This window comes from Bartonella sp. CM86QHHN (assembly GCF_042194695.1).
Lineage (GTDB): Bacteria > Pseudomonadota > Alphaproteobacteria > Rhizobiales > Rhizobiaceae > Bartonella.
This window is the reverse complement of sequence record NZ_JBHIND010000017.1, coordinates 38,744-61,099: the sequence shown is the minus strand read 5'-3', so window position 1 is coordinate 61,099 and position 22,356 is coordinate 38,744. Positions and strand designations below refer to the sequence as shown.

At 38.1% G+C, this 22,356-nt stretch carries 20 protein-coding genes and 1 pseudogene; 15 read left to right on the top strand and 6 right to left on the bottom strand.

The features are described 5' to 3' along the window. Positions 1-130 precede the first annotated feature (130 nt). On the bottom strand, positions 131-2,308 hold the full coding sequence (locus tag ACFIKX_RS01645; RefSeq protein WP_375629307.1) for a TonB-dependent hemoglobin/transferrin/lactoferrin family receptor: 2,178 nt from the start codon (positions 2,306-2,308) through the stop codon (positions 131-133). Between the two features lie 242 nt (positions 2,309-2,550). Between ACFIKX_RS01645 and ACFIKX_RS01640 the strand changes: the two genes are divergently transcribed. Further along, entirely contained in the window at positions 2,551-3,321 is a 771-nt protein-coding gene (locus tag ACFIKX_RS01640) for an energy transducer TonB (protein ID WP_375629304.1), read from the top strand. 977 nt (positions 3,322-4,298) lie between these two features. Here the strand turns inward: ACFIKX_RS01640 and ACFIKX_RS01635 are convergent. Continuing rightward, positions 4,299-6,389, bottom strand: coding sequence for a lytic transglycosylase domain-containing protein (locus tag ACFIKX_RS01635; RefSeq protein WP_375629301.1), 2,091 nt, complete (start codon positions 6,387-6,389; stop codon positions 4,299-4,301). Between the two features lie 250 nt (positions 6,390-6,639). Between ACFIKX_RS01635 and dapA the strand changes: the two genes are divergently transcribed. Continuing rightward, entirely contained in the window at positions 6,640-7,524 is an 885-nt protein-coding gene (dapA, locus tag ACFIKX_RS01630) for a 4-hydroxy-tetrahydrodipicolinate synthase (protein ID WP_375611210.1), read from the top strand. 18 nt (positions 7,525-7,542) lie between these two features. Continuing rightward, positions 7,543-8,019, top strand: coding sequence for an SsrA-binding protein SmpB (gene smpB, locus ACFIKX_RS01625; RefSeq protein WP_012231306.1), 477 nt, complete (start codon positions 7,543-7,545; stop codon positions 8,017-8,019). 48 nt (positions 8,020-8,067) lie between these two features. Here the strand turns inward: smpB and ACFIKX_RS01620 are convergent, their stop codons facing one another. Then, a complete protein-coding gene (locus tag ACFIKX_RS01620; protein ID WP_375620809.1) occupies positions 8,068-8,736 on the bottom strand; it encodes a uracil-DNA glycosylase in 669 nt (222 codons plus the stop codon). 569 nt (positions 8,737-9,305) lie between these two features. Here ACFIKX_RS01620 and rpoZ point away from each other — a divergent pair. From rpoZ to panB, 11 genes are all read left to right on the top strand, one after another. Beyond that, positions 9,306-9,704: a DNA-directed RNA polymerase subunit omega gene (gene rpoZ, locus ACFIKX_RS01615; protein WP_273791104.1), complete on the top strand. Its 399-nt coding sequence runs from the start codon at positions 9,306-9,308 to the stop codon at positions 9,702-9,704. Between the two features lie 128 nt (positions 9,705-9,832). Continuing rightward, positions 9,833-12,058: a RelA/SpoT family protein gene (locus tag ACFIKX_RS01610; RefSeq protein ID WP_375629298.1), complete on the top strand. Its 2,226-nt coding sequence runs from the start codon at positions 9,833-9,835 to the stop codon at positions 12,056-12,058. Positions 12,059-12,074: 16 nt separating this feature from the next. Further along, positions 12,075-12,653 carry an orotate phosphoribosyltransferase gene (gene pyrE, locus ACFIKX_RS01605; RefSeq protein ID WP_375629334.1) on the top strand — a complete coding sequence of 193 codons (579 nt, stop codon included), beginning with the start codon at positions 12,075-12,077 and terminating at the stop codon, positions 12,651-12,653. A 92-nt stretch (positions 12,654-12,745) separates the two neighbouring features. Beyond that, a complete protein-coding gene (locus tag ACFIKX_RS01600) occupies positions 12,746-13,354 on the top strand; it encodes a DUF2062 domain-containing protein (protein ID WP_375610146.1) in 609 nt (202 codons plus the stop codon). 26 nt (positions 13,355-13,380) lie between these two features. Continuing rightward, a complete protein-coding gene (gene acpS / locus ACFIKX_RS01595; protein WP_375629295.1) occupies positions 13,381-13,782 on the top strand; it encodes a holo-ACP synthase in 402 nt (133 codons plus the stop codon). Positions 13,783-13,861: 79 nt separating this feature from the next. Further along, complete coding sequence (lepB, locus tag ACFIKX_RS01590; RefSeq protein WP_375629292.1) at positions 13,862-14,674, top strand: signal peptidase I; 813 nt, start codon at positions 13,862-13,864, stop codon at positions 14,672-14,674. Next, on the top strand, positions 14,655-15,362 hold the full coding sequence (gene rnc / locus ACFIKX_RS01585) for a ribonuclease III (RefSeq protein WP_375612949.1): 708 nt from the start codon (positions 14,655-14,657) through the stop codon (positions 15,360-15,362). The genes lepB and rnc overlap by 20 nt, the downstream gene beginning before the upstream one ends. Then, positions 15,355-16,260 (top strand): GTPase Era, encoded by a 906-nt coding sequence (gene era / locus ACFIKX_RS01580; RefSeq protein WP_375629289.1) that lies wholly within the window; start codon positions 15,355-15,357, stop codon positions 16,258-16,260. The genes rnc and era overlap by 8 nt, the downstream gene beginning before the upstream one ends. 25 nt (positions 16,261-16,285) lie before the next feature. Beyond that, positions 16,286-17,032: a DNA repair protein RecO gene (gene recO / locus ACFIKX_RS01575; protein WP_375629286.1), complete on the top strand. Its 747-nt coding sequence runs from the start codon at positions 16,286-16,288 to the stop codon at positions 17,030-17,032. A gap of 23 nt (positions 17,033-17,055) precedes the next feature. After that, positions 17,056-17,916, top strand: a complete 861-nt coding sequence (panC, locus tag ACFIKX_RS01570) for a pantoate--beta-alanine ligase (protein WP_375629283.1) — start codon at positions 17,056-17,058, stop codon at positions 17,914-17,916. Continuing rightward, positions 17,913-18,728: a 3-methyl-2-oxobutanoate hydroxymethyltransferase gene (gene panB / locus ACFIKX_RS01565; protein WP_375629280.1), complete on the top strand. Its 816-nt coding sequence runs from the start codon at positions 17,913-17,915 to the stop codon at positions 18,726-18,728. Before panC ends, panB begins: the two co-directional genes overlap by 4 nt. A gap of 99 nt (positions 18,729-18,827) precedes the next feature. Here panB and ACFIKX_RS01560 read toward each other — a convergent pair. The 3 genes and pseudogenes from ACFIKX_RS01560 to ACFIKX_RS01550 all read right to left on the bottom strand — a co-directional run. Then, positions 18,828-18,969: pseudogene (locus tag ACFIKX_RS01560) on the bottom strand (integrase); the annotation flags it as partial. Positions 18,970-19,320: 351 nt separating this feature from the next. Further along, on the bottom strand, positions 19,321-19,938 hold the full coding sequence (locus ACFIKX_RS01555; protein WP_375629277.1) for a YfbR-like 5'-deoxynucleotidase: 618 nt from the start codon (positions 19,936-19,938) through the stop codon (positions 19,321-19,323). Further along, positions 19,931-20,803: a YgfZ/GcvT domain-containing protein gene (locus ACFIKX_RS01550; protein ID WP_375629274.1), complete on the bottom strand. Its 873-nt coding sequence runs from the start codon at positions 20,801-20,803 to the stop codon at positions 19,931-19,933. Before ACFIKX_RS01550 ends, ACFIKX_RS01555 begins: the two co-directional genes overlap by 8 nt. Positions 20,804-20,867: 64 nt before the next feature. Here ACFIKX_RS01550 and ACFIKX_RS01545 point away from each other — a divergent pair, with 64 nt between their 5' ends. Then, complete coding sequence (locus tag ACFIKX_RS01545; RefSeq protein ID WP_375629271.1) at positions 20,868-22,196, top strand: dihydroorotase; 1,329 nt, start codon at positions 20,868-20,870, stop codon at positions 22,194-22,196. The last annotated feature ends 160 nt before the right edge of the window (positions 22,197-22,356 follow it).

The window sequence follows — 22,356 nt, the reverse complement described above, 5'->3', positions numbered from 1 at the left end:
AACGATAAAACAGAAAGAATTAAAACTTTTCTACCAAATCTTTGTAATTTTAAAGATGTTGAAAATAGAAACACAATAATTAATCCTTTTATCAATACGATTTTATTGACCGAATAATTAACAGAAGTGACTAAAACTTTTGTACAAACGACACCTTAAAGTTACGACCAGGCTGGCTATAATAATCTTTTGGTGTTGAACTTTTACCTGAAGGAAGTTCAGATACATTCCAATATTTTGTATTGAAAAGATTATAAACACCGGCTCTTAGAATAGGTCCCGTTTCACCGAATGGCTTCCACCACCCTGTCATATCAACGACATGATATCCTGGAATTTTTTGGTAATCAGATTCTCCGGCTACTTTGTCACGTTTAGCTGCCAAAGTAAGGATAATATCGCTTCCCCAAACCTCTTTTGCATATCCTAATCCGATAACTGCTTTCAAAGGAGGAATTGAGTTAAGATACTCCTTTTTATCAAGATCTTTTCCTTGTGAATAAGCAAGAGCAACATTGCTATGAAAACCATTTTTAAGAACTAAATGGGCTTTTGTCTCAACACCAAAAATTTGCACGTGAAAACGATTCATGTAATGCCGACGCGCAAATCTAAATTCCTCTGATGGCCCTCTATCCTCAGTATCTATGAAATTCTTATATTGATTGAAAAAGGCATTGAAGGAACCACCGAAATTTACATTTCCATACCGTAGACCAACATCATACCCATTGCTTGTTTCTGGTTGAAGATCAGGATTCCCTTTCACGTAATAAGCAGAAGGTTTGATATAAGAGACGTAAAGTTCTGAAATACGTGGTGTACGAAAAGCCTGTGCCCACTGAGCATAGAGCGTTACTTGATTACGAACATCCCACTCCACGCGTAATTTAGGAGAAAAGCGTGAACCACTTCTTTCTGGAGGGAATTTATCAGAAATCAGTGCTTTCTCATAAGAAGGTGTTTTCTGAGGAACATATTTGTACCAATCATACCGGATTCCCGGTGTTACACGAAAACGATCATCAACCAACCCAATTTCATCTTCAAAAACAAAACCTAAATTGTAACCATTTGTGTCTGGTGAATCTGATCGATTAGCAGGAACAAAAAGACATCCCCGAGCGTATTCTTTTATATGACAATTGTCTTTACCTAACAAATAGTGATGAAATTTAGATGACGAAACATTCATTACAAACTTTAACGTATGGTTTATAGTGCCAAAATCCACTTTTTTAAGGGCATCAGCATTGAAACCATAATTGATATTACGCAAGAAATTATCTCTCAAATAATCCCCTTTGGGAGCTGAAACACGAACGCCTGTCATAACGTAACGACTTGATTGCCTTTGCCAATAAAGCTGCCCATTAAACGCATCAAGAACTGCATCACCATTACCATTATAATTATAAGAAAGAGAAAAGCGCTCACGAAGTTTATTATCCTGCTCATAAACGGAACCTGGAGCGTATCTTTTAGACGAATTTAATTCATGTGTGTTACTATTATGACCAAAACGCTCTGCGGTAAAACCAAGGCGGTGATTATCACTCAAATATTGATGAATTTTAAAAAGCAAGTTATTTTTATCAAAGTGAGAAGGGTTTTTGCGCGTGCGTTCCTCATACCCTTCTACTGTTCCCATATTTTTGCGCTCATGACCTTCTACATAAGATCCTTGAAAAAGTAAAAATGTCCGGTAATTACGCACAGCAAAAGCTTGATCGATGCGCCAGCTGTTATCAACAGAATTATAACCACCTTTTATAAGGCTTCCCCAATTCTTTTCTTCCACGATCAGGTCTTCAGGATCAAGGGTACGCAACGCAATGATTCCCCCTAAGGCGCCAGAACCATAAAGACTAGAATCTGATCCTTGAATAGTATCAAACGTAGAAAGAGCATTGAAATCAAAAGTTGTGTTTCCACCTCCACCACGGAATATATCATTAAACCATGGAAGAGAAATACCATCCATTGTCGTAAGAACACGGTTTGCATCTAAACCCCGAATAACGAAACTGTTATTTTCTGAGTTATAGGATACGGAAGGATTAAGACGACTCACATCATAAACATCAGTTATTTGTCTTTCATCAATATTCTTGTTGGTCTTACGATCAGTCAGAATGGTTATTGAATTTGAAGCATCTTCTATTTTTTTTCCTTTAATAAGGATTGGTTTAAGTTCAGTGACAGCACTTCCATCTTTATTTTGTGCAAAAACAAATGAAGGTATACAGACCGATAATGCACTTAAAATTACACAGCTTTTATAGATATTTTTTCGTCTTATTTGCATAACACATCATAACCCTTTTAAACATCCCCTCTCTGTTTTGAAATTTTTTTAATACAAAAAGGCTGGACTCACTGATTAAAACTTGCCAGCCAAGCAGGAATGATTTTGACAACGGCACAAAATCATTAGAAGACCATATTAAACATGACAAAATCAGTCAAGAAAAAAGTTGCAATTTCAAAATAGCCTGTTTTAATGAGATTGAACACCAATATTAAGCTTAAAATAGTGCAGAAGAAACGATGAATTTTGCAAATACGAAACAATTATTAACTCTTTGGATTGGTGCATTTATTGGGGCTTTCTTTTTGCATGTATTATTGGCAGCACAGTTTTATTTTCAAAGTACTGGTATAAGTAATGGTTTGCTCTCGTCGGAGATTATGCTGACTTTTATGCAAGAAACTGTATATCCGGATGTTGATACAGGCTTGCCAGATATTCATAGAGAGTTGGATATTAATACAGAGCAAGAAGTATTACAGTCTGATCTCCTAGAGCAGGAGTCAGAAGGATTGGAATCCGTGGATGAAGTTCAATCGGAAGAACCTCAGCATATAGTAGAACAAGATGACTTAAAGCCTTTGGAAGAACCCCTACCTCAAAAAGTGGAGCATAAAGCGTTTATCAAAAAAACAATACCGATGCCAAAGGCTGTAGTAAAGCGCTCCAATGCAAAGGCGGTACGTTCTTCTTCCATCAACAAGGGCGGCGGGACAGCAGGGCTTGAAGATATGTTGTTAATGGAGTGGTTAGCAAAGGTACAGTCACAATTAGAAAGGCAAAAAAATTATATTGTGGGACAGCGCACCAATCGTACAAAAGGAACGGTGAAGTTAGAATTTATGGTGCATGAGCAGGGGAGTATTTTTTCTAGTCGTGTAGTAGTCTCTGCTGGTGACCCGGAACTTGATCGATTAGCGATGGCAGCCCTTCGACGCGTTGGTTCTTTTCCACCACCACCACCATCAAAAGTGAATAAAACAATTAGAGTATCCCTAATATTTAGCTGATTTTTTATGCGGGGCGCTTTCTTATAATATATTGATTTATAATGATTGTTTATAATTTTAATGAAAGTTCAAATATAATTTATTCGAATTTTTTTGATGTTGAATCAATCAAAACCATCCGCTTACTTATGATACAAGTTGAGGAGGAGCATGGATAAAAAACTTCTAAAAAGCAGTGAATATACTTCTTATGAGTGCTCTAAATGAAAGGGCTTTTGCAACATTGGGAGTTAAGGGATGATAGAGCTATAGGTTTTATTAATTAAAGGTTAATCGTGTCTAATCGATTTTTATACCATTCGTGAGAGGATTTTCGTAAGTACTTTTCAGATACACCGTTGTGAAATGGACTTAGAAACATTAAAATAAAAGAGGAATTATAAATAAGAAAAACATACTATTTTGGGATGCTCTGTTTTGTGTGAAGGATGTGAGCTTATATGTAAAAATGAGAAAAAAAAGCAAAGTTTCATCTTCATCATTAAAAGATATTGACATATTTCAAAGTCGTAGAACCGAATGAAAGGGAAGGGGCAGAAGAGAATTGTTTGTCTTTAAGGCTTTCTAACTCAATGAGTCTGTCTTTCTGTTATCAGAGATAATCCAAACGATATATATAATAACGTGCTCTTATTTGGTATAGAAATGTTATAAGCAGGAAAAATAGTCTTAAAAGATGCTGTTTCACAAGATTTGAATATTGACTAATAAGCAACAGTAAAAGGATGAGCTATTTGTTTCACTCTTCTCTTATATTTGTAATCTCTATGATATTGTCGTCTATGTTGAGAAGAAATGAATTATTTGTACTACCTGTTGATTTATAATGATAATTCATCATTTCGAATTTATTAATACTGAATCAATTAAAATTACTTTCTTATACGTCCTAAGAAAGTGGGTATGGTACTATTTAAAAAGGAATAAAAACACTTCTTATCAACGCTTTCAAATGCTATTTGGGAAGTTAAGGCATATTATTTCCGTCGACCAGAAAGCAAGTCGGTTTTTATATCTATTTTCCCAGTGAGTCTTGCTTTGTAGACACCATAATTTTCCATGACACGCATCACGTAATTACGTGTTTCTGTATAAGGAATACGTTCAATCCAATCAATGACGTTATCGAGAGATTGACCTCGAGGATCGCCATAACGTTTTATCCATTCATTGACTCGACGGGGACCCGCATTATAGCCAATAAGAGTTAGTATATAGGATCCATTAAAACGTTCTAATTGTTCATTGAGAAAATGAGCACCTAATGTTGCATTATAATGAGCATCACTGCTAAATTTTTTAGGAGACCATGCGATTGAGTGTTTTTTTGCCAGTTCTTTTGCTGTTGTAGGAAGTAATTGGAGTATACCTTGTGCGCCTGCTTTTGATATAGCTGTTGGATTAAATTCGCTTTCTTGGCGTGCAATGGCATAAATAAGCGATTTTTCTTCTACAGAAATATGAGCAGAAGCTGGTATAGCTCCCAGAGGATGAGAAAGTGCACCGACATTTTTTCCCTGAAAAGCGGCCATTTTTCCGATTTTGAGGCTGGTATAATAGTCACCATTTTTTTCTGCCATAACAGCCAGAAGAGCTAATTCACCGGGGCTTTCTATTTTTTTTCCGAGTTCTCTATAAAAAACTTTAGCAAAATCAGCATAGCCGGCTGCTTCAAGACGTTGAATTGCTTTGATGGCTTTGCGTGCACTAAAATGTTGTCGTTCAGCAGTTGTTGGTTTGGGAAAAGAAATTTTAAGCTTTTTTTGGTTAAGGCGTGCAGCGGCTAATTGACCATAATACGTTGCACCAAAATAAGCTGCGCGATGAAAGTACTGCTGGGCATTTTTATGTTCTCCTAGCGTTTCTGCTGTTCGTCCCATCCAGTAATATCCACGTGATGCAGCAAAAGGTAAAGAAGAGAGTTGAGGAATACGTGAAAAATGGTCCATTGCTAATTTAGGATTATGAAGAAATCTTAGTGCATACCATCCTGCATGAAACTCAGCATCGACTGCTAATGCAGATGTTATACCAGTGTGCATTGCAACAAGTTGATAAGCAATTTTTGGTTTGTTTAAATCGAGCATTTCACGAGAAAGGGCGCGTTGTTCTTTCCACAATGAATGAGGGTTCATAAGGCGGAATGCATCTTTTGATGTTTTCATCATGAGTGCTGCTGCTGCATCATATTGCTCTGTTCGTCGAAGATGGCGTATTCGAGCAAACTGAAAAAGAGGATCTTTTTGCCATGATCTCTCTACAGCTTTTAATTTTTGTGTAGCTCTAGGATCATTTTTTTCAACGGCCACAAAAGCATTAAAAAGAGATTGAGCATGGGCTAATTTTGCAACGCGTGCTGCTGAATCAAAACGATGTGCATACAGCATAAACTGCATGCGTTTCAAATAATCAATAGGTTTTAATGCAGCGCTTGCATTTTTAAGAACAAATACTTCTTCTTTTGCACTGAGCTGTGTTTTATGCCACCATGGAGCAATAACGTGTTGAGCACGAGTGGTTTGTCCTGTTGCGATAAGTGCTTTAGCGAAGAGAGCCATCCCTTGTGCTGTTTGGGGCGGGTGATGAGAAAATTTTTGGATGATTGCGCGTGTGACGTTGGTTTCGTTAAGAAAAGCACGTTCAGCATTGCGTTGCATCGTTTCTATACCTGGCCATCCTTTCAGCATGTTGATTGCATTAAATATTTCAGAACTGGGTATATTAGCTTGGTTTGACACCCCCAGCGCCCATGTCAAAATATGACGATCAAGGCTATGTTTTTCCATTGAATTACGAAGATTTATTGTTTTTGCAATATTGTTGTTTGCTAGTGCATCTAGCCCAGTTTTCAGTTGCTGAAGTGTAGCAGTATTGTGTGATGTCGTGTGTATCTGTTGAAGAGATTCTTGAGCTTCTTTTGCGGTAAAGGGAGTAGGGCGAACCGAAGGGATTGGTACTTTCCCTTGCAAAAGGGGTGTTTGCGCGTATGCACTTGAAAATAAAATTCTTATTGCCAGTATAAGTGTAGTAAAGGTTGATACGAAAAGAGAGGTGGAAAATACACGCATAGAGAAAAGACCTTGAGACCTTGCTTTTTGTAAAAACTTAAGGATTTATAGAACACAAGCATGAAAAACGCGTTAATATAGACGGCTTATTTTAAAGAAATGTTCAACATTTAAGGAGGGACATTTTCATCTTATGGGGGCTTTTTTTGAAATTCATCTTGCTTCAATGATAGAGCAAGATTATGCTCTATTTAAAATTTATAAAAGGCGATTATAAAAAAATAAAAGCAAACATTATAGGGAGTTTATCATGCTCAAGGGAGCTATAACTGCGCTTATCACACCGTTTGATAACAAGGGTGCGATTGATGAGAAGGCGTTTTGTGATTTTGTTGAATGGCAGATCACACAAGGGATTAACGGTGTAAGCCCTGTTGGGACAACAGGTGAATCAGCAACGTTAAGTCATGAAGAACATAAGCGGATTATAGAATTGTGTGTTGAGCAGGTTGCAAAGCGTGTTCCTGTTGTTGCTGGAGCGGGATCAAATAGCACAAGCGAGGCTGTAGAGCTTGCACAATACGCGCAAAAAGCTGGTGCAGATGCAGTTTTGGTTGTCACTCCCTATTATAATAGACCAAATCAATCTGGTTTATACAAGCATTTTTCTTCCATTGCCAAAGCTGTTTCTATTCCGATTATAATTTATAATATTCCTGGTCGTTCTATTATCGATATGGCTGTAGAAACGATGAAAGACCTTTATCAAGATTTTAACAATATCATTGGTGTTAAGGATGCAACGAGCAGAATTGAGCGCGTTAGTGAACAAGGTGAAAAGTGTGGAAAAGATTTTGTGCAGCTTTCCGGTGATGATTGTACGGCGTTAGGTTTTAATGCACATGGAGGTATGGGGTGTATTTCAGTTTCTTCTAATGTTGCTCCAAAGCTTTGTGCAGAGCTTCAAGCCGCTTGTTTTCGTGGTGATTATAAAACAGCACGAGAATTAAATGATCGCTTGATGCCTCTTAATCGTGCTCTGTTTATTGAACCTAGTCCAGCAGGTATTAAATATGCTGCTGCAAAATTAGGATTTTGTGGTGATACTGTGCGTTCTCCTATTGTTCCATTAACAGAAAGAACAAAGAAGATTATTGATGCAGCCCTCAGTCATGCTGGTCTTTTAAAAGCATAAAATGATATTGACAAAGCCATGAATAAAAAAAAGAACGCGCCCGTACGGAAAATAATTGCTGACAATCGTAAAGCACGTTTTAATTTTGAAATCCTTAATAATCTCGAGGCTGGTCTTGTCCTTCAGGGAGCGGAAGTGAAGTCCTTACGTTCTAATCATGCCAATATTGCTGAAAGCTATGCGAGTTTTGAGAATGGGGAATTATGGTTAGTAAACAGCTATATTCCTGAATATACGCAGGCTAATCGTTTTAATCATGAACCACGACGTTTGCGCAAATTATTACTTTCAAAACGTGAGATGGCACGTTTTTTTAATGCAACGTCTCGTGAAGGAATGACACTTGTTCCTCTCAAACTTTATTTTAATGAACGAGGGCGCGTTAAGTTGGAGATCGCTCTAGCGCGTGGGAAAAAGCTTCATGATAAGCGCGAAACGGAAAAAAAACGCGATTGGGGACGTGAAAAAGCAAGACTTTTAAAAAGATATGGCTAATGGATGCGATCTAGATATTCTTTATTCATAGCGCTGTTTAAAACAGTTTTAGCATTGATCTAAGTATGTTTTTGCTGCTTGAAAGATTTGATGAAACATGGCGTCTGTCAAACGTCCAGTATTTGTATTATAACGAGAACAGTGATAGCTCGAAAAGATGCGTAATCTGCCGATGTTATTGATTTCGCCGTGTCCAAAAGGGTGAGCTAAAACTTTTGCATTAAGGGCACGTATCGTTGAATGGTGCGCAATGGTGCCTAAGGTAATAACGGCTTTAAGTTTGGGAAGATTTGTTAAAAGAGGTGAGAAGAAATAGCGGCATGTGTTAATTTCTGCACCGGTGGGTTTATTTTCTGGTGGAACACAACGAACAGAGTTAACAATTGCTGCATCAATAAGTTCAAGAGTATCGTCTGCTCTTTCTTCAAAGGTTCCTTGGGCAAAACCAAACTTTTTTAAAGTTGAATAAAGTAAGTGCCCAGCATAATCACCAGTAAATGGACGTCCAGTTCGATTTGCTCCGCGTAATCCAGGAGCAAGCCCAACAATAAGAAGGCGTGTTGTATCTGGCCCTTTATAAGGAAAGAATGGGCGCACCGGTGCGTTATACCAACTTGGTTCTTTTACACGCCAGCCAGCGATAAATTGATGAAGCCTCGGACATAAATTGCAATTTTGGGGTGGTTCTGGGCACAGTGATGTTAATTGGCTATTCATGGTGTTAGGCATCAATCGTTTTTCTATTTTTTGAGTCTTTATAGCGTATATGACGGGTTATGTTTTGATAAACAATCTATAATGAATATAAATAAACTTTTTTAGAAGAAAGTTTAATATAAACTTATTGCTCATTATTGTGTAAAGAGAGGTCATCTTTCAGTAATTTATTCGATGAATTAAGAGTGCGATACACATGATGTTCAAAGAAAAAAGTTCTCTCTTTAGATGAAGATATTATCATAAAAAGTATGTATAAGGCTGCTGTTATTGCAAAGGGTTTAAACAGCAGGTATTCCTTTTAAAAGGATAAGGACTCCAGACAAGTATTTTGTCAAGAAAGACCTCCCTTTGTTTGAAGTCAATCTATTGGAATGCTTTTAAAAGAAATTTTGATAACGAGCATGAATAGGTTATACATTTTTATAAATTTTCCAAGAATTTTTTTAAATAAGTTCTTTAATCAAAAAATATAAAAGTTTGTGTTGTTTTTCTTGTGTTTTATTTTGATTATTGTATATACTCCTTTATCCGCTATTAAATTTTTTTTATTTGAGAAAGAGGCATAAATGGCCCGCGTAACGGTAGAAGATTGTATTGATAAAGTTGACAACCGCTTTGAATTGGTACTTTTAGCAGGTCATCGGGCGCGTCAGATTTCACAAGGAGCGCAGATTACGGTTGATCGTGATAATGATAAAAATCCAGTTGTTGCTTTGCGTGAAATAGCAGAAGAAACATTGTCGCCTGCTGATTTAAAGGAAGACCTTATTCATTCGTTGCAAAAGCATGTGGAAGTAGATGAGCCAGAAATGGCAAGTGAATTTATTACCCATTCAGGTGAAGCTGAAAGTGTTTTTAATACGTCGTCGCAAGAAGAAGGTACTTCATTTGATCATATGTCAGAAGAAGAGCTTTTAGCGGGTATTGAAGGTTTGGTTGTTCCAGAAAAAAGTGACGATTATTAATTGCAGCAATTTATGTTACAGGAGTAAAGATACCTTGTCATGTAAGGAGCAATTATTTTTCTTGTCTTTTATTGATAGGACATGTTCAATAAAGATTAGAGGTGTGAAAAGATAAAGGATATGCTCGTATGATGCGTCAGTGTGAGCTTGTTGGACGTGTTCAACGTTACAAGTCTGACGTAGATGAGGCTCTTTTAAACAGGGCCTATGATTATGCAATGAAAAAGCATGCACATCAAAAGCGTGCGTCAGGTGATCTTTATTTTTCTCATCCTTTAGAAGTTGCTGCTATTTTGACAGATATGCGGTTGGACGAGGCAACGATTGCTGTTGCTCTTTTGCATGATACAATTGAAGATACAAGCGCTACACGAGCAGAAATTGATCAGCTTTTTGGTTCTGAAATTGGGAAGTTGGTTGAAGGGCTTACAAAGCTTAATAAGCTTGATCTTGTATCAAAGAAAGCCGTACAAGCAGAAAATCTTCGTAAACTTCTTATTGCTATTTCTGATGATGTTCGTGTTCTTTTAGTCAAACTTGCTGATCGTCTTCATAATATGCGTACCCTTGGTGTTATGCGTGATGATAAACGTCGGCGAATTGCTGAGGAGACGATGGATATCTATGCGCCACTTGCAGGTCGTATGGGTATGCAGGATATGCGTGAGGAATTAGAGGATCTCTCTTTCTTTTATTTAAATCCAGAAGGTTATCGTACGATTACCAATCGACTTTCTGAATTATTGAAACACAACCGTGATTTGCTTTCCACAATTGAAAATGAATTGACAAAACTTTTTTTCGAGCATGGCATTAAAGCAGATGTTAAAAGCCGTCAGAAAAAATCTTATTCAGTTTTTCGCAAAATGGAAAGTAAAGCATTATCTTTTGAACAATTATCGGATATTTTTGGATTTCGTGTGATTGTTGAGTCCGTGAATGATTGTTATCGTGCTCTTGGTGTCATTCATACGACATGGCCAATGGTTCCTGGTCGTTTCAAAGATTATATCTCTATACCAAAGCAAAATGATTATCGTTCTATTCATACAACAATTGTTGGTCCTTCAAGACAACGTGTTGAGTTGCAAATTAGAACGGCTTCTATGGATGAAGTTGCTGAATATGGGGTTGCTGCTCATTCCATATATAAAGAGCATGGTTCCAATTATTCGACTGTGAAGTTATCAAGTGAAACGAATGCCTATGCATGGTTGCGTCAAACGATACAATCTTTGTCTGATGGAGATAATCCAGAAGAGTTTTTAGAACATACAAAACTTGAGCTTTTTCAAGACCAAGTTTTTTGTTTTACGCCGAAAGGTCGATTAATTGCTTTTCCTAAAGGAGCTACGCCTATTGATTTTGCTTATGCCGTCCATACAGATATCGGTGATTCTTGTGTTGGTGTAAAAATCAATGGTCGTATTATGCCTTTAATGACCAAATTAAAAAATGGTGATGAGGTTGATATTATTCGCTCACACGCTCAAATTCCGCCAGCAGCATGGGAATTTCTTGTTGTCACGGGTAAAGCACGTTCAGCTATTCGACGAGCAAGTCGTGCAGCGGTACGTAAACAATATTCGGGTTTAGGATATCGTATTCTCGAGCGTTCATTTGAATATATGGGAAAGCAATTTTCAAAAGACCTTTTGAAGAAAGTTTTGCCACGTTTAGCACGTAAAGATGTAGAGGATGTATTGGCTGCTGTTGGGCGTGGAGAGCTGTTTTCCGCTGATGTGATTAAAGCGGTTTATCCTGATTATCAAGATCACCGTGTGGTACAAAAGTCATCTTTTAAGCCTGGGGAAGAAGGTTGGTTTAATATTGAAAATGCTCAAGGTATGATTTTTAAAGTTCCAGAAAATGAAAAGAATGCAATGGTCGAGAATCATCAATCTAAAGCATTGCCTATTAGAGGAACCCGTGGAGATATACCCGTACGTTTTTCACCGGAAGGAGCAGTACCTGGAGATCGGATTGTTGGTATTATGCAGCCAGGAGCTGGGATTGTTATTTATCCAATACAGTCTTCAGCTTTGATGGCGTATGATGATCAGCCAGAACGATGGATTGATGTCCGCTGGGATATTGATGCCCAAATGAATGAACGTTTTCCTGCACGGATGAATATTTTAGTTGTAAATAGTCCTGGTTCTTTGGCTGAAATTACACAAATAATTTCTGCTAACGATGCCAATATCCAAAATTTATCTTTTATCCGTACAGCACCAGATTTTACAGAAATTATGATTGATTTGGAAGTGTGGGATTTAAAACATTTGAATCGTATTTTTTCTCAGTTAAAAAAGGCAGGTTCAGTAAGTACAGTACGGCGGGTTCATGGATAAAAAGAAAGATTTTGCAATGAATACACAAGATGTCATTGATATTTTTAAACAAGCAGATGCTATTCTAGAAGGGCATTTTATTTTAACATCGGGGCGCCATAGTGCGACTTATATGCAAAAAGCGAAAGTATTCATGCATGCTGACTTGACGGAAAAGTTATGTCGTGGATTGGCTGAAAAAATCAAAAAATCTATCGAGGGAAAAATTGACTATGTTGTTGGTCCCGCAATTGGCGGTCTTATTCCTTCCTATGAAACTTCACGTCACCTTGGTGTTCCTTCTCTTTGGGTAGAGCGTATAAATGGCATCTTTGAATTGCGTCGTTTTGAAATCAAGAAGGGTGCACGGGTTGTTATTGTTGAAGATATTGTAACAACGGGTCTTTCCATTCGTGAGACTGTTGAAGCGCTTGTTGCAGCAGGAGCAGAGGTATTGGCTAGTGCATGTATCCTTGATCGTTCTGGTGGTAAGGTCAATGTTGGAGTTCCATTGATTGCGCTTGCTGAATACGAGATAACCTCTTATGCTAGTGATGCACTTCCTGCAGAGCTTTCTGTTCTTCCCGCGATTAAACCAGGCAGTCGAAATATTTAATTGTCGTTATATTTTTTTGTGCAAAAGCTTAAAAAGATTAATTTGGATGATATAGATTATTTCATCATCAAAAGATGTATATTGAGAGTCATATGCTTTTTCGTCGTCGAGAACCAATAGATTTTGTAACGCGTATTCGACTTTGGTTATGGCCACGTCGTTCATTTTCTCGCTCATTTTGCTACATACATAAACGTATTTTGCGTATATCAGCAACACCGCATGAAGTAGCATTAGGGGTTGCTGTTGGCGTTTTTTTAGCTTGTTCCCCTTTCTTTGGGCTGCATATTATTTTGGCAATATTTTTTTCTTGGCTTTTGCGTGCAAACTTTGCTGCCGCAATCATTGGGACAATTTTTTCTAATCCACTCACATTTTTATTGATTGTCATGGCTGATTATAAAGTAGGGTATTTTTGTTTATCACTTTTTAGCGATGTCAAAGAGATTTCTCTTTCGCAAATTCGTGCTCTATTTAATGGTTTGACATTGTCAAATCTCTCTCTCCTCTTTAAAGGCGCATGGGACACAATTATGAGTCCTATGATTTTAGGGGGAACTCTTTTAGGTATTGTTTTTGGTGGTTTATCTTATATAGGTGTTTACAGAGCAACGGTTCGTTTTAAACAAAAGCGATATCAAAAGATTATAAAAAAAAGGCGTTTAAAGAAGCGCTCATCGCCTGTATTAAAACAGAAATAAATTTAAGAAAGATCGGGTAATATCTTATGATTATTGGTCTTGGAAATGATCTGGTTGATATACGACGTATTGAGAAAATGTTGGTTCGTTATGGTGAGCGTTTTATTGAACGTATTTTTACGGATATTGAAAGAAATAGATCTGAAAATCTCAAAAAAAGCTCCTCTTCTTATGCAAAAAGATTTGCTGCTAAAGAAGCATGTGCTAAAGCCTTAGGAACGGGAATCGCTTGTGGTATCAATTGGAAAGACATGGGGGTAGTTAATTTGCCGTCTGGTAAACCAATAATGCAATTAACAAATCGTGCGCAAATACAACTTCAAAAGTTATTACCTCCTCATCATGATGCAGTTATTCATCTTAGCATAACAGATGATTTTCCTTGGGCACAGGCATTTATTATTATCGAAGCACTTCCACGTGGATAGATGGCGTGAGAGATTGTGCTTTTGTTATTTGAATATTATGATGAAAAAAATTATATCTGTGATGAGAAGGCAGTTGGTGATGATCCAAAAAGAGAAAGTGCATAAAAAAGAAAAAAAAGGTGGGCTTCGTGAATTTATTTCTGTTTTAATACAGGCTTTGCTTTTAGCAGCGTTTATTCGGACACTTTTTTTCCAGCCGTTTAGTATTCCTTCCGGTTCAATGCGTCCTACTTTGTTGGTGGGAGATTATCTGTTTGTTTCTAAGTATGCATATGGGTATTCTCGTTTTTCCATCCCCTTTTCTCCTCCTCTTTTTTCTGGACGGATTTGGGCATCTCAACCTCAACGTGGAGATGTGGTCGTTTTTCGCTTACCAAGTAATCCGAAGATTGATTATATAAAACGCGTTGTTGGGCTACCAGGTGATCGTATACAAGTCCGTCAAAGTGTCCTTTATATTAATGATGAGGCTGTTTCACGTCACTTTATGGGGGAGATTGATAATTCTGATATAACAGAGGTTAACTATCCTGTTGAGGTTTATCGCGAGACAATGCCCAACGGTGTCAGTTATGATACACTTGATTTAGCTTTCATCCCGAAAGTTGATGATACAGAAGTCTTTGAAGTTCCTCAAGGACATTACTTTATGATGGGAGATAACCGCGACAATTCAGATGATAGTCGTTTAGATGTAGGCTATGTTCCAGAAGAAAATCTTATTGGTCGCGCGAGCGTGATTTTCTTTTCTATCAGTAATGGTTCAAGTGCTTGGCAGATTTGGCGCTGGCCATTTGATGTGCGTTGGAAACGTTTGTTTTCTTTCATAAATACGGTTCATGATTTGCCGCTTATCAAGCAAGGAAACAACGATGAAACGTCTCATGATTGATCAGCTTTTCAAGCTGACGGGGCATCGTTTTAAAGATGAAGAGAGGTTAAAGAAGGCATTAACACACTCGAGTGTACAAGATTCGGAACAGGGGAATTATGAACGACTAGAGTTTTTAGGGGATCGGGTTTTAGGGCTTTTGATTGCAGAGATGCTGTATCAACTTTTTCCTCAGGCAAGTGAAGGTGAATTATCAGTCCGTTTAAATCATCTGGTCAATGCACAGACATGTGCTGATATTGCGCGTGAAATGAGGCTTCCTGATATGATCCGTGTTGGTTTTGAGATGAAAAATTTTGAGGGGCGTCGACTTATCAACATGCATGCAGATGTCGTGGAAGCTTTGATTGCCGTAATATATCTCGATGGAGGATTGGAAAGCGTTCGCCCTTTTATTCAAAAATATTGGCAAAGTCGGGCAAAGAAAATGGATGCTGGTCGACGTGATGCCAAGACAGAATTACAGGAATGGGCGCATATCCAAGGCAATGCACAACCACATTATCAGGTTATAAAACGTTCAGGTCCAGATCACGATCCTGTTTTTATGGTAGAGGTCAGTATTTCTGGGTTTGCTTCAGAGATTGGGCAGGGAAGCTCCAAAAGATATGCTGAAAGAATGGCAGCTGAAAAAATTTTGCGACGAGAGGGTGTATGGAAAACAGTGGGAAAAAATGATCATGAGTGACGTTATGAAAACGCGTTCTGGGTTTGTTGTGCTTATTGGGATGCCTAATGCCGGTAAATCGACACTGGTTAATCAATTGGTTGGAACAAAGGTTTCAATTGTAACACATAAGGTACAAACAACACGAACTTTAATCCGCGGTATTGTCATTCATGATGATGTGCAAATTGTGTTGGTCGATACACCGGGTGTTTTTCGTCCCCATAAGCGCTTAGAACGAGCCATGGTCTCTGCTGCTTGGGGAGGGGCTAAGAGCGCTGATGTTCTGCTTGTTTTAATTGACGCTCAAAGTGGTCTTTCGGATGAAGTTGATATGATGTTAGATATTGTAAACAATATGAAACAAGAAAAAGTTCTTGTTCTTAATAAGGTTGATACAGTTGTTAAATCATCTCTTCTAGCGTTAACCACTAAAATAAATGAACGTGTAAAGTTTGCGCAAACATTTATGATTTCTGCTCTAAACGGTTCTGGTTGCAAGGATTTACTTCATGCGTTGAGTAACATGATGCAGGAGGGGCCATGGTATTATCCGGAAGATCAAATTTCTGATATGCCTATGCGTCATCTTGCTGCTGAAATTACGCGTGAAAAACTTTTTCTTCGTCTTCATGATGAACTTCCTTATTCCTCAACGGTTGAAACAGAAAACTGGGAAGAGCGTTCAGATGGTTCCGTTAAAATTAATCAAGTTATTTATGTCGAGCGTGAGAGTCAGAAAAAAATTATCTTAGGAGCAAAAGGCGATACAATTAAAGCGATTGGTCAAGCAGCACGTAAAGAACTCATGGAAATTATGGATCAAAAGGTGCATCTTTTTCTCTTTGTGAAAGTGCGCGATAATTGGGATACCGATCCAGAACGTTATCGTGAAATGGGATTGGATTTTTTAAAATAAGATTTTTAAAAATAATTAAAGTAAAATGAAGTGGAAAGAACAAGCCGTTATACTTGGTACACGCCAATATGGTGAAACAAGTGTTATTCTTGAGATTATGACACGTGAACATGGTCGTTATATGGGAGTGGTAAAAGGGGGGCGCTCGCGTCGCATGGCAGCTCTTCTTCAACCTGGAAATTTTGTGGAGGCTGAATGGTGGGCTCGTTTAGACGAACATTTGGGACTTTTTCGGCTTGAAGCTCTTGATTTACATGCGGCACGATTAATCTGTCTACCAGAAGCACTTTATGCTTTGCAATTGATAGCTTTTCATTTGCGGCTTCTTCCCGAACGTGATCCGCACCCCATTTTATATGATATTTTACACCTTTTTATGCAGAATTTTGATGAACCATTTGTAAATGCAGAATTGCTTGTACGTTTTGAAATGCGGCTTCTTGAAGAACTTGGTTTTGGTCTTGATTTATCTTGTTGTGCTGCAACAGGTCGTCAGGAAAGGCTTCATTACGTATCACCAAAATCTGGACGGGCTGTCTGTGAAGAAGCAGGGGAACCTTGGAAAAAAAAGCTTCTCATTCTACCACAGTTTCTTGTACAAAGAACGACTCGTCCTGCTGATTTTAGTGACATAATAAATGGTTTTATACTGACGGGTTTTTTTCTTATGCGTCATGTCTGGGTGCCACGAGATATAAAGCAGCCGTCAGTGCGCATGAATTTGATACAATTGTTTGAGCGCCAATTTGGTGTACAGGCATTAATTGGTTGATCTGATGATAATTGAATGGGAAAATGAGAATTTTAAAGACAATTGCTGAAGTCCGTCAATATACTTCAGAGGAACGACGTTTAGGTTTTTCGATTGGTTTTGTTCCAACAATGGGGGCATTGCATGATGGCCATCTTGCATTAGTACAGTATGCAAGAGCAATGTGTGATCGCGTAGTGGTTTCTATTTTTGTCAATCCAAAGCAATTTGGACCTCAAGAAGATTTTTCTCAATATCCAAGAGATTTGAAGGGCGATTGTGCTTTGTTAAAAGAAGCAGGTGTTGAATGTGTTTTTGCTCCTTCTGTAGATGAAATGTGGCCACTGGGGAATGATACAATTGTACAAGTGAAAAAATTATCACGTATTTTGATGGGAAAATTACGTCCGGGGCATTTTTGTGGTGTAACAAGCGTTGTTGCTAAACTTTTTAATATTGTCCAACCAGATAAGGCTTTTTTTGGGGAAAAAGATTTTCAACAAATTTTAATTATTCGGCGTATGGTTGAAGATTTGGCTTTTCCTATTGAAATCGTTGGAGTTCCTATTCTACGGGAGTCAGATGGTGTAGCTTGTTCTTCACGCAATCAGCTTTTAACATTAGAAGATCGTAAAGCTGCCACAATTATTCCTGAAAGTGGAAAAGCTGCTGAAAAGCTTTACCATGAAGGTGAACGGTCGGTTGATAAATTATGCAAAACTGTTCGTGATATTTTACAACAAGAAACGCGTGCAATCATTGAAGCGATAGATTTACGGGATATGGAAACTTTATGCGTGGTTAAAGGAACATTGAATAAACCAGCAGTTTTACTTCTTACTGTCCGCTTTGGTGAGATAAGGCTGATTGATCAATATATATTGCAAGAGAAGGGTGGAAAATGAGTGTACATAAAACCGTAAAGCGTATAACATCTTCCGAAATACGTGCAAGAAAGGGACAACAGCCAATTGTTTCTTTAACAGCTTATCAAGCTTATACTGCGCGGATTGCTGATCCATATTGCGATATCCTTTTGGTTGGTGATAGCGTTGGGATGGTTGTGTATGGGTTTGAGACAACGCTTCCTGTTAATTTAGATATGATGATTTCACACGGGAAAGCCGTGGTGCGTGGATCTCAAAAAGCTCTTGTTGTTATTGATATGCCTTTTGGATCTTATGAGGAAAGTCCAGAACAAGCTTTTTTAAATGCATCGCGCATTCTTGCACAAACGGGGTGTGGTGCAGTTAAGCTTGAAGGTGGCGTTTATATAGCCGAAACAATAGATTTTTTGTGTAAACGTGGCATTCCAGTGATGGGACATATCGGTCTTACACCCCAAGCAATGAATCGTTTTGGTGGTTTTAAAACACAAGGACGCAAGGAGAATGATTGGCAAAGAATTGAAGCAGATGGAGCAGCGATTGAAGAGGCAGGTGCTTTTGCTGTTGTTTTAGAAGCAATGGTTGAACCTTTAGCGGTGAAACTGACAGATAAGCTTTCTATCCCTACGATCGGTATAGGGGCGTCCAATCAATGTGATGGGCAAGTATTGGTTATGGAAGATATGTTGGGCTATGGTTCTCATGTGCCAAAATTTGTACGCCGTTATGGAGACCTTGAACAAGCCATAGAAACTGCAATAAAGAATTATGCAGAGGATGTCACATCTCGCGCTTTCCCAGCGGATAATGAAGTTTATAAACTAAAATAAACTTCAGTTTAAGATGAAAGGTTTGACAAGAGAACATTTGTTATTTTGATAATGAATGTGCATTATTTAATATATTTTGTATGCAATTTGAACTGTGATTTTTTCCATTTCTTTAATGAAGTCACGCCTCTCATGCAAAACAGAACGCCATTGGGTCGCTAATTCACGTGCTTTTTTAAAGAAAGCTTTCTTAAGGTACCCAACCTATTTCGCGACGGCGTTCGTGAATAGTATAGTGGTAAGTCCCTTATGAAGTTTATAAAATTTATAGAGTACTCCCGTCTTTACGCTTCATAAGAGAGCAAGCCGGCATCATCACACACTTTGCCAATTTTCAATGCTGCGACAGCGCTTAGCACTTGAGATGGTTCATAAGGAGCATTTTAACTCTTTCTTTAAAAAATTTTACCCACACGCCAGACCCGCTTGTGGTGTGCAAGAGAATGATTTTGATTGATTCAATATAAACAGATTTGAAATGAGTGAAGCTTACGATATTAGGAGCTCTCATTCAAAATGAAAAAACAATGAATTATTATTATAAGTCAGTGTGATGAGTCTGTAATGACAAGGTATCAACAATGCGAAGAGTCTATAATCTTTGGGCATCCAAGTCATTAAAGCGCGTTAAAAATGCGTTTTCAATGTGTTGGGTAGAATAGGGGGATAAATTCAGATCATCGGGTAGAATATTATTGGGAGAGCCAAAATAGCGAAGGGCTTCTTCTGTATTAAATCCAGCAAGCGTAATCGCTTCATAATAGGCAGCGATACGGTCGGCTTGTTTAATTTTTTTTAAAAGTTTTTGAGAAAGATCAACGGGAAGAGAAAAGCGCATGTGGATAGCATCTTGGATGCGCTTTTCAACGCGTTCATATTGTTTTCCTATGACAGCTTTAAAAGGGGAAATCATATCGCCGATGACATATTCTGGAGCATCATGAAGAAGGGCATAAAGACATTCGTTGCTTCCCGATTGTGGAAAAAGTTTTTGAAATATTTGTTCAACCAAAAGTGAATGTTGTGCAACAGAATAGGCATGCTCTCCTCGTGTTTGACCGTTCCAACGTGCTACGCGAGCAAGTCCATGGGCAATATCTTCAATTTCAACATCAAAAGGAGAAGGGTTGAGAAGATCAAGTCGCCTTCCAGAGAGCATTCTTTGCCAAGCGCGGGCTTCTCCATTTTTTAATAATTCAGCTTTAGCCATGAGTGTTTTCTATAGTATTTTCAGGAAAGGTAAAATTCATATTTTCAGCAATGCTTATAGTGACAGGAATGTTTTTTACAGTAAAGGGGATGTTATGATCCATAGCATCTTTGACGTGGTCAATACGCATTAAAGCAAGAGCCTCATTTTCTACACATGTTCCCAAGTAGCCAAGCACTTTTGTTCCTGCTTCAATGCTAGATTGAGGGGTTAATTTACACTGGCCTTTTACAATAAAAATACGGCGACGTGCTGCACGGCGGTGGTGCATTCGTGAAACAATTTCTTGTCCAATATAACATCCTTTATTGAATGCAAGTCCATTGATTTGATCGTAATTAATATCATGAGGAAAGACTTTGCCAATTTCATAGTCTTGATCACTTTCCGCAATTGCATAACGGATACGCAATTGATTCCATGTGTCATGATATTCTGAAGTTAAAAAAGGTTTTTTGCCATAGATTCGTATTATTTTTTCTTTTTGTGGGAAGCGTTTATCAACAAAACTTGAATCAAAATTTAAAGCATCTGATTCATTATTCAAAGAAACTGTAACAAGCTCTTGAAATGGTTGTGTAATTTCTACTTTTTTGCGCAGCTTATAGAGCAACAGACGCTTATGGAGCGTATCAGCTAAAGGCATCCTGATATCAATCAGGTAACCATCTTCTTTTTTTCCGATAAGAAAATCAGCAAGAACCTTTCCTTGTGGGGATAAAAGGGCTCCAGGGAAAAGTTCCTGTGGACTGATTTTTTTTACATCTGTCGTGATCAGGGATTGTAGAAAATCTGTTGCTTCTTCGCCTGTAATTTGAATAAGCCCGCGGTTTTTTAAGCAAATGGCATTTTGTTTTTCAATCATGGTTCTTGCCTTTCTGCTCAAAGTTACATAATCGATAAGTGAGCAATATGTAAGGAGCGTGGTTATGTTTAAAACATTTGATACAATTTTTAAAGGTGCAACACTTGTGAATCATGATGGAAGAAGCAAGCGTGATATTGGTATTACAAATGGTCGTATTGCTGAAATAGGCGATCTTACATGTGCATCGGCTAGTGAGGTCATTGATTGTACGGGGCTTCATATTTTACCAGGAATTATTGATAGCCAAGTGCATTTTCGTGAGCCAGGAAATGAATATAAGGAGGATTTTGAAAGTGGCTCGTATTCTGCTGTGTTAGGGGGTGTTACGGCAGTTTTTGAAATGCCTAATACCAATCCATTGACAACATCAGAAGAAACATTAAGCGATAAGGTTCAACGCGCATTTCATCGAATGCATTGTGATTTTGCATTTTGGGTTGGAGGAACGCGTGAAAATGCTCATGAACTATCTGAATTAGAAAGACTTCCTGGTGCGGCTGGAATTAAAGTCTTTATGGGGTCCTCTACCGGTGATCTTTTGGTTGATGATGATGAAAGTGTACGCCTTATTTTGAAGAATACACGCCGTCGTGCGGCTTTTCATTCTGAAGATGAGGCGAGGCTCAAAGAGCGTAAAATATTGCGTATTGAAGGGGATGCATCGTCACATCCGATTTGGCGTGATGAAGTTGCGGCATTAAAATGTACGCAGCGTTTGGTAAAAATTGCTCATGAGACGAAGGCTCGGATTCATGTGTTACATCTTTCGACAGAAGAAGAAATTGATTTTCTAAAAAAACATAAGGATGTTGCAACAATTGAAGTGACACAACATCATTTGACGCTCACGGCTGATGATTATAAGAAGTTTGGTACATTAATTCAGATGAATCCGCCTATTCGTGAGCCGCGCCACCGTGACGCTCTTTGGTACGGTGTTCAACAAGGAATTATTGATGTCTTAGGTTCAGATCATGCGCCTCATACTCTTGAAGAAAAACTTCAACCTTATCCCTCTTCACCTTCAGGTATGACAGGCGTGCAAACAACAGCAGCAATTATGTTGACACATGTGAATGCAGGAAAAATATCTCTTGAACGTTTTGTTGATCTCACTTCACATGGTCCTAGTCGTATTTTTGGTATAAGTTGTAAAGGGCGCATTGCTGTTGGGTTTGATGCTGATTTAACCATTGTTGATCTTAAGCGAGAAGAAATTATTACGAATAGCTTAATTGGTTCGCGTACCGGTTGGACACCTTATGATGGTCAAAAAGTTAAAGGTTGGCCTGTTGGGACTATTATCCGTGGTATGCGCGTTATGTGGGAAGGTGAAATTGTTACACCTTCACAAGGAGAGCCTGTTAAATTTATGGAAACTTTGGTGTAAACAAATTAAAATTATAAGTATGCCGTAAAATACCATCTTTTAGAGTGGTGATATAGGGTATGTCAGCCTCTTTGGTACATAAGTGTTTTTTTAATGCGAGGTGAATATTCTTAGGCTTGTTTGTAGAAACTATGCAGCAAATTACATGTGTTAGAAGCCA

What these genes read in the sequence shown, in the direction of transcription:
- ACFIKX_RS01645 (WP_375629307.1), bottom strand. Translation starts at nt 2,308, where the DNA reads ATGCAAATAAGACGAAAAAATATCTATAAAAGCTGTGTAATTTTAAGT.
- ACFIKX_RS01640 (WP_375629304.1), top strand. Translation starts at nt 2,551, where the DNA reads ATGAATTTTGCAAATACGAAACAATTATTAACTCTTTGGATTGGTGCA.
- ACFIKX_RS01635 (WP_375629301.1), bottom strand. Translation starts at nt 6,389, where the DNA reads ATGCGTGTATTTTCCACCTCTCTTTTCGTATCAACCTTTACTACACTT.
- dapA (WP_375611210.1), top strand. Translation starts at nt 6,640, where the DNA reads ATGCTCAAGGGAGCTATAACTGCGCTTATCACACCGTTTGATAACAAG.
- smpB (WP_012231306.1), top strand. Translation starts at nt 7,543, where the DNA reads ATGAATAAAAAAAAGAACGCGCCCGTACGGAAAATAATTGCTGACAAT.
- ACFIKX_RS01620 (WP_375620809.1), bottom strand. Translation starts at nt 8,736, where the DNA reads ATGAATAGCCAATTAACATCACTGTGCCCAGAACCACCCCAAAATTGC.
- rpoZ (WP_273791104.1), top strand. Translation starts at nt 9,306, where the DNA reads ATGGCCCGCGTAACGGTAGAAGATTGTATTGATAAAGTTGACAACCGC.
- ACFIKX_RS01610 (WP_375629298.1), top strand. Translation starts at nt 9,833, where the DNA reads ATGATGCGTCAGTGTGAGCTTGTTGGACGTGTTCAACGTTACAAGTCT.
- pyrE (WP_375629334.1), top strand. Translation starts at nt 12,075, where the DNA reads ATGAATACACAAGATGTCATTGATATTTTTAAACAAGCAGATGCTATT.
- ACFIKX_RS01600 (WP_375610146.1), top strand. Translation starts at nt 12,746, where the DNA reads ATGCTTTTTCGTCGTCGAGAACCAATAGATTTTGTAACGCGTATTCGA.
- acpS (WP_375629295.1), top strand. Translation starts at nt 13,381, where the DNA reads ATGATTATTGGTCTTGGAAATGATCTGGTTGATATACGACGTATTGAG.
- lepB (WP_375629292.1), top strand. Translation starts at nt 13,862, where the DNA reads ATGATCCAAAAAGAGAAAGTGCATAAAAAAGAAAAAAAAGGTGGGCTT.
- rnc (WP_375612949.1), top strand. Translation starts at nt 14,655, where the DNA reads ATGAAACGTCTCATGATTGATCAGCTTTTCAAGCTGACGGGGCATCGT.
- era (WP_375629289.1), top strand. Translation starts at nt 15,355, where the DNA reads ATGAGTGACGTTATGAAAACGCGTTCTGGGTTTGTTGTGCTTATTGGG.
- recO (WP_375629286.1), top strand. Translation starts at nt 16,286, where the DNA reads ATGAAGTGGAAAGAACAAGCCGTTATACTTGGTACACGCCAATATGGT.
- panC (WP_375629283.1), top strand. Translation starts at nt 17,056, where the DNA reads ATGAGAATTTTAAAGACAATTGCTGAAGTCCGTCAATATACTTCAGAG.
- panB (WP_375629280.1), top strand. Translation starts at nt 17,913, where the DNA reads ATGAGTGTACATAAAACCGTAAAGCGTATAACATCTTCCGAAATACGT.
- ACFIKX_RS01555 (WP_375629277.1), bottom strand. Translation starts at nt 19,938, where the DNA reads ATGGCTAAAGCTGAATTATTAAAAAATGGAGAAGCCCGCGCTTGGCAA.
- ACFIKX_RS01550 (WP_375629274.1), bottom strand. Translation starts at nt 20,803, where the DNA reads ATGATTGAAAAACAAAATGCCATTTGCTTAAAAAACCGCGGGCTTATT.
- ACFIKX_RS01545 (WP_375629271.1), top strand. Translation starts at nt 20,868, where the DNA reads ATGTTTAAAACATTTGATACAATTTTTAAAGGTGCAACACTTGTGAAT.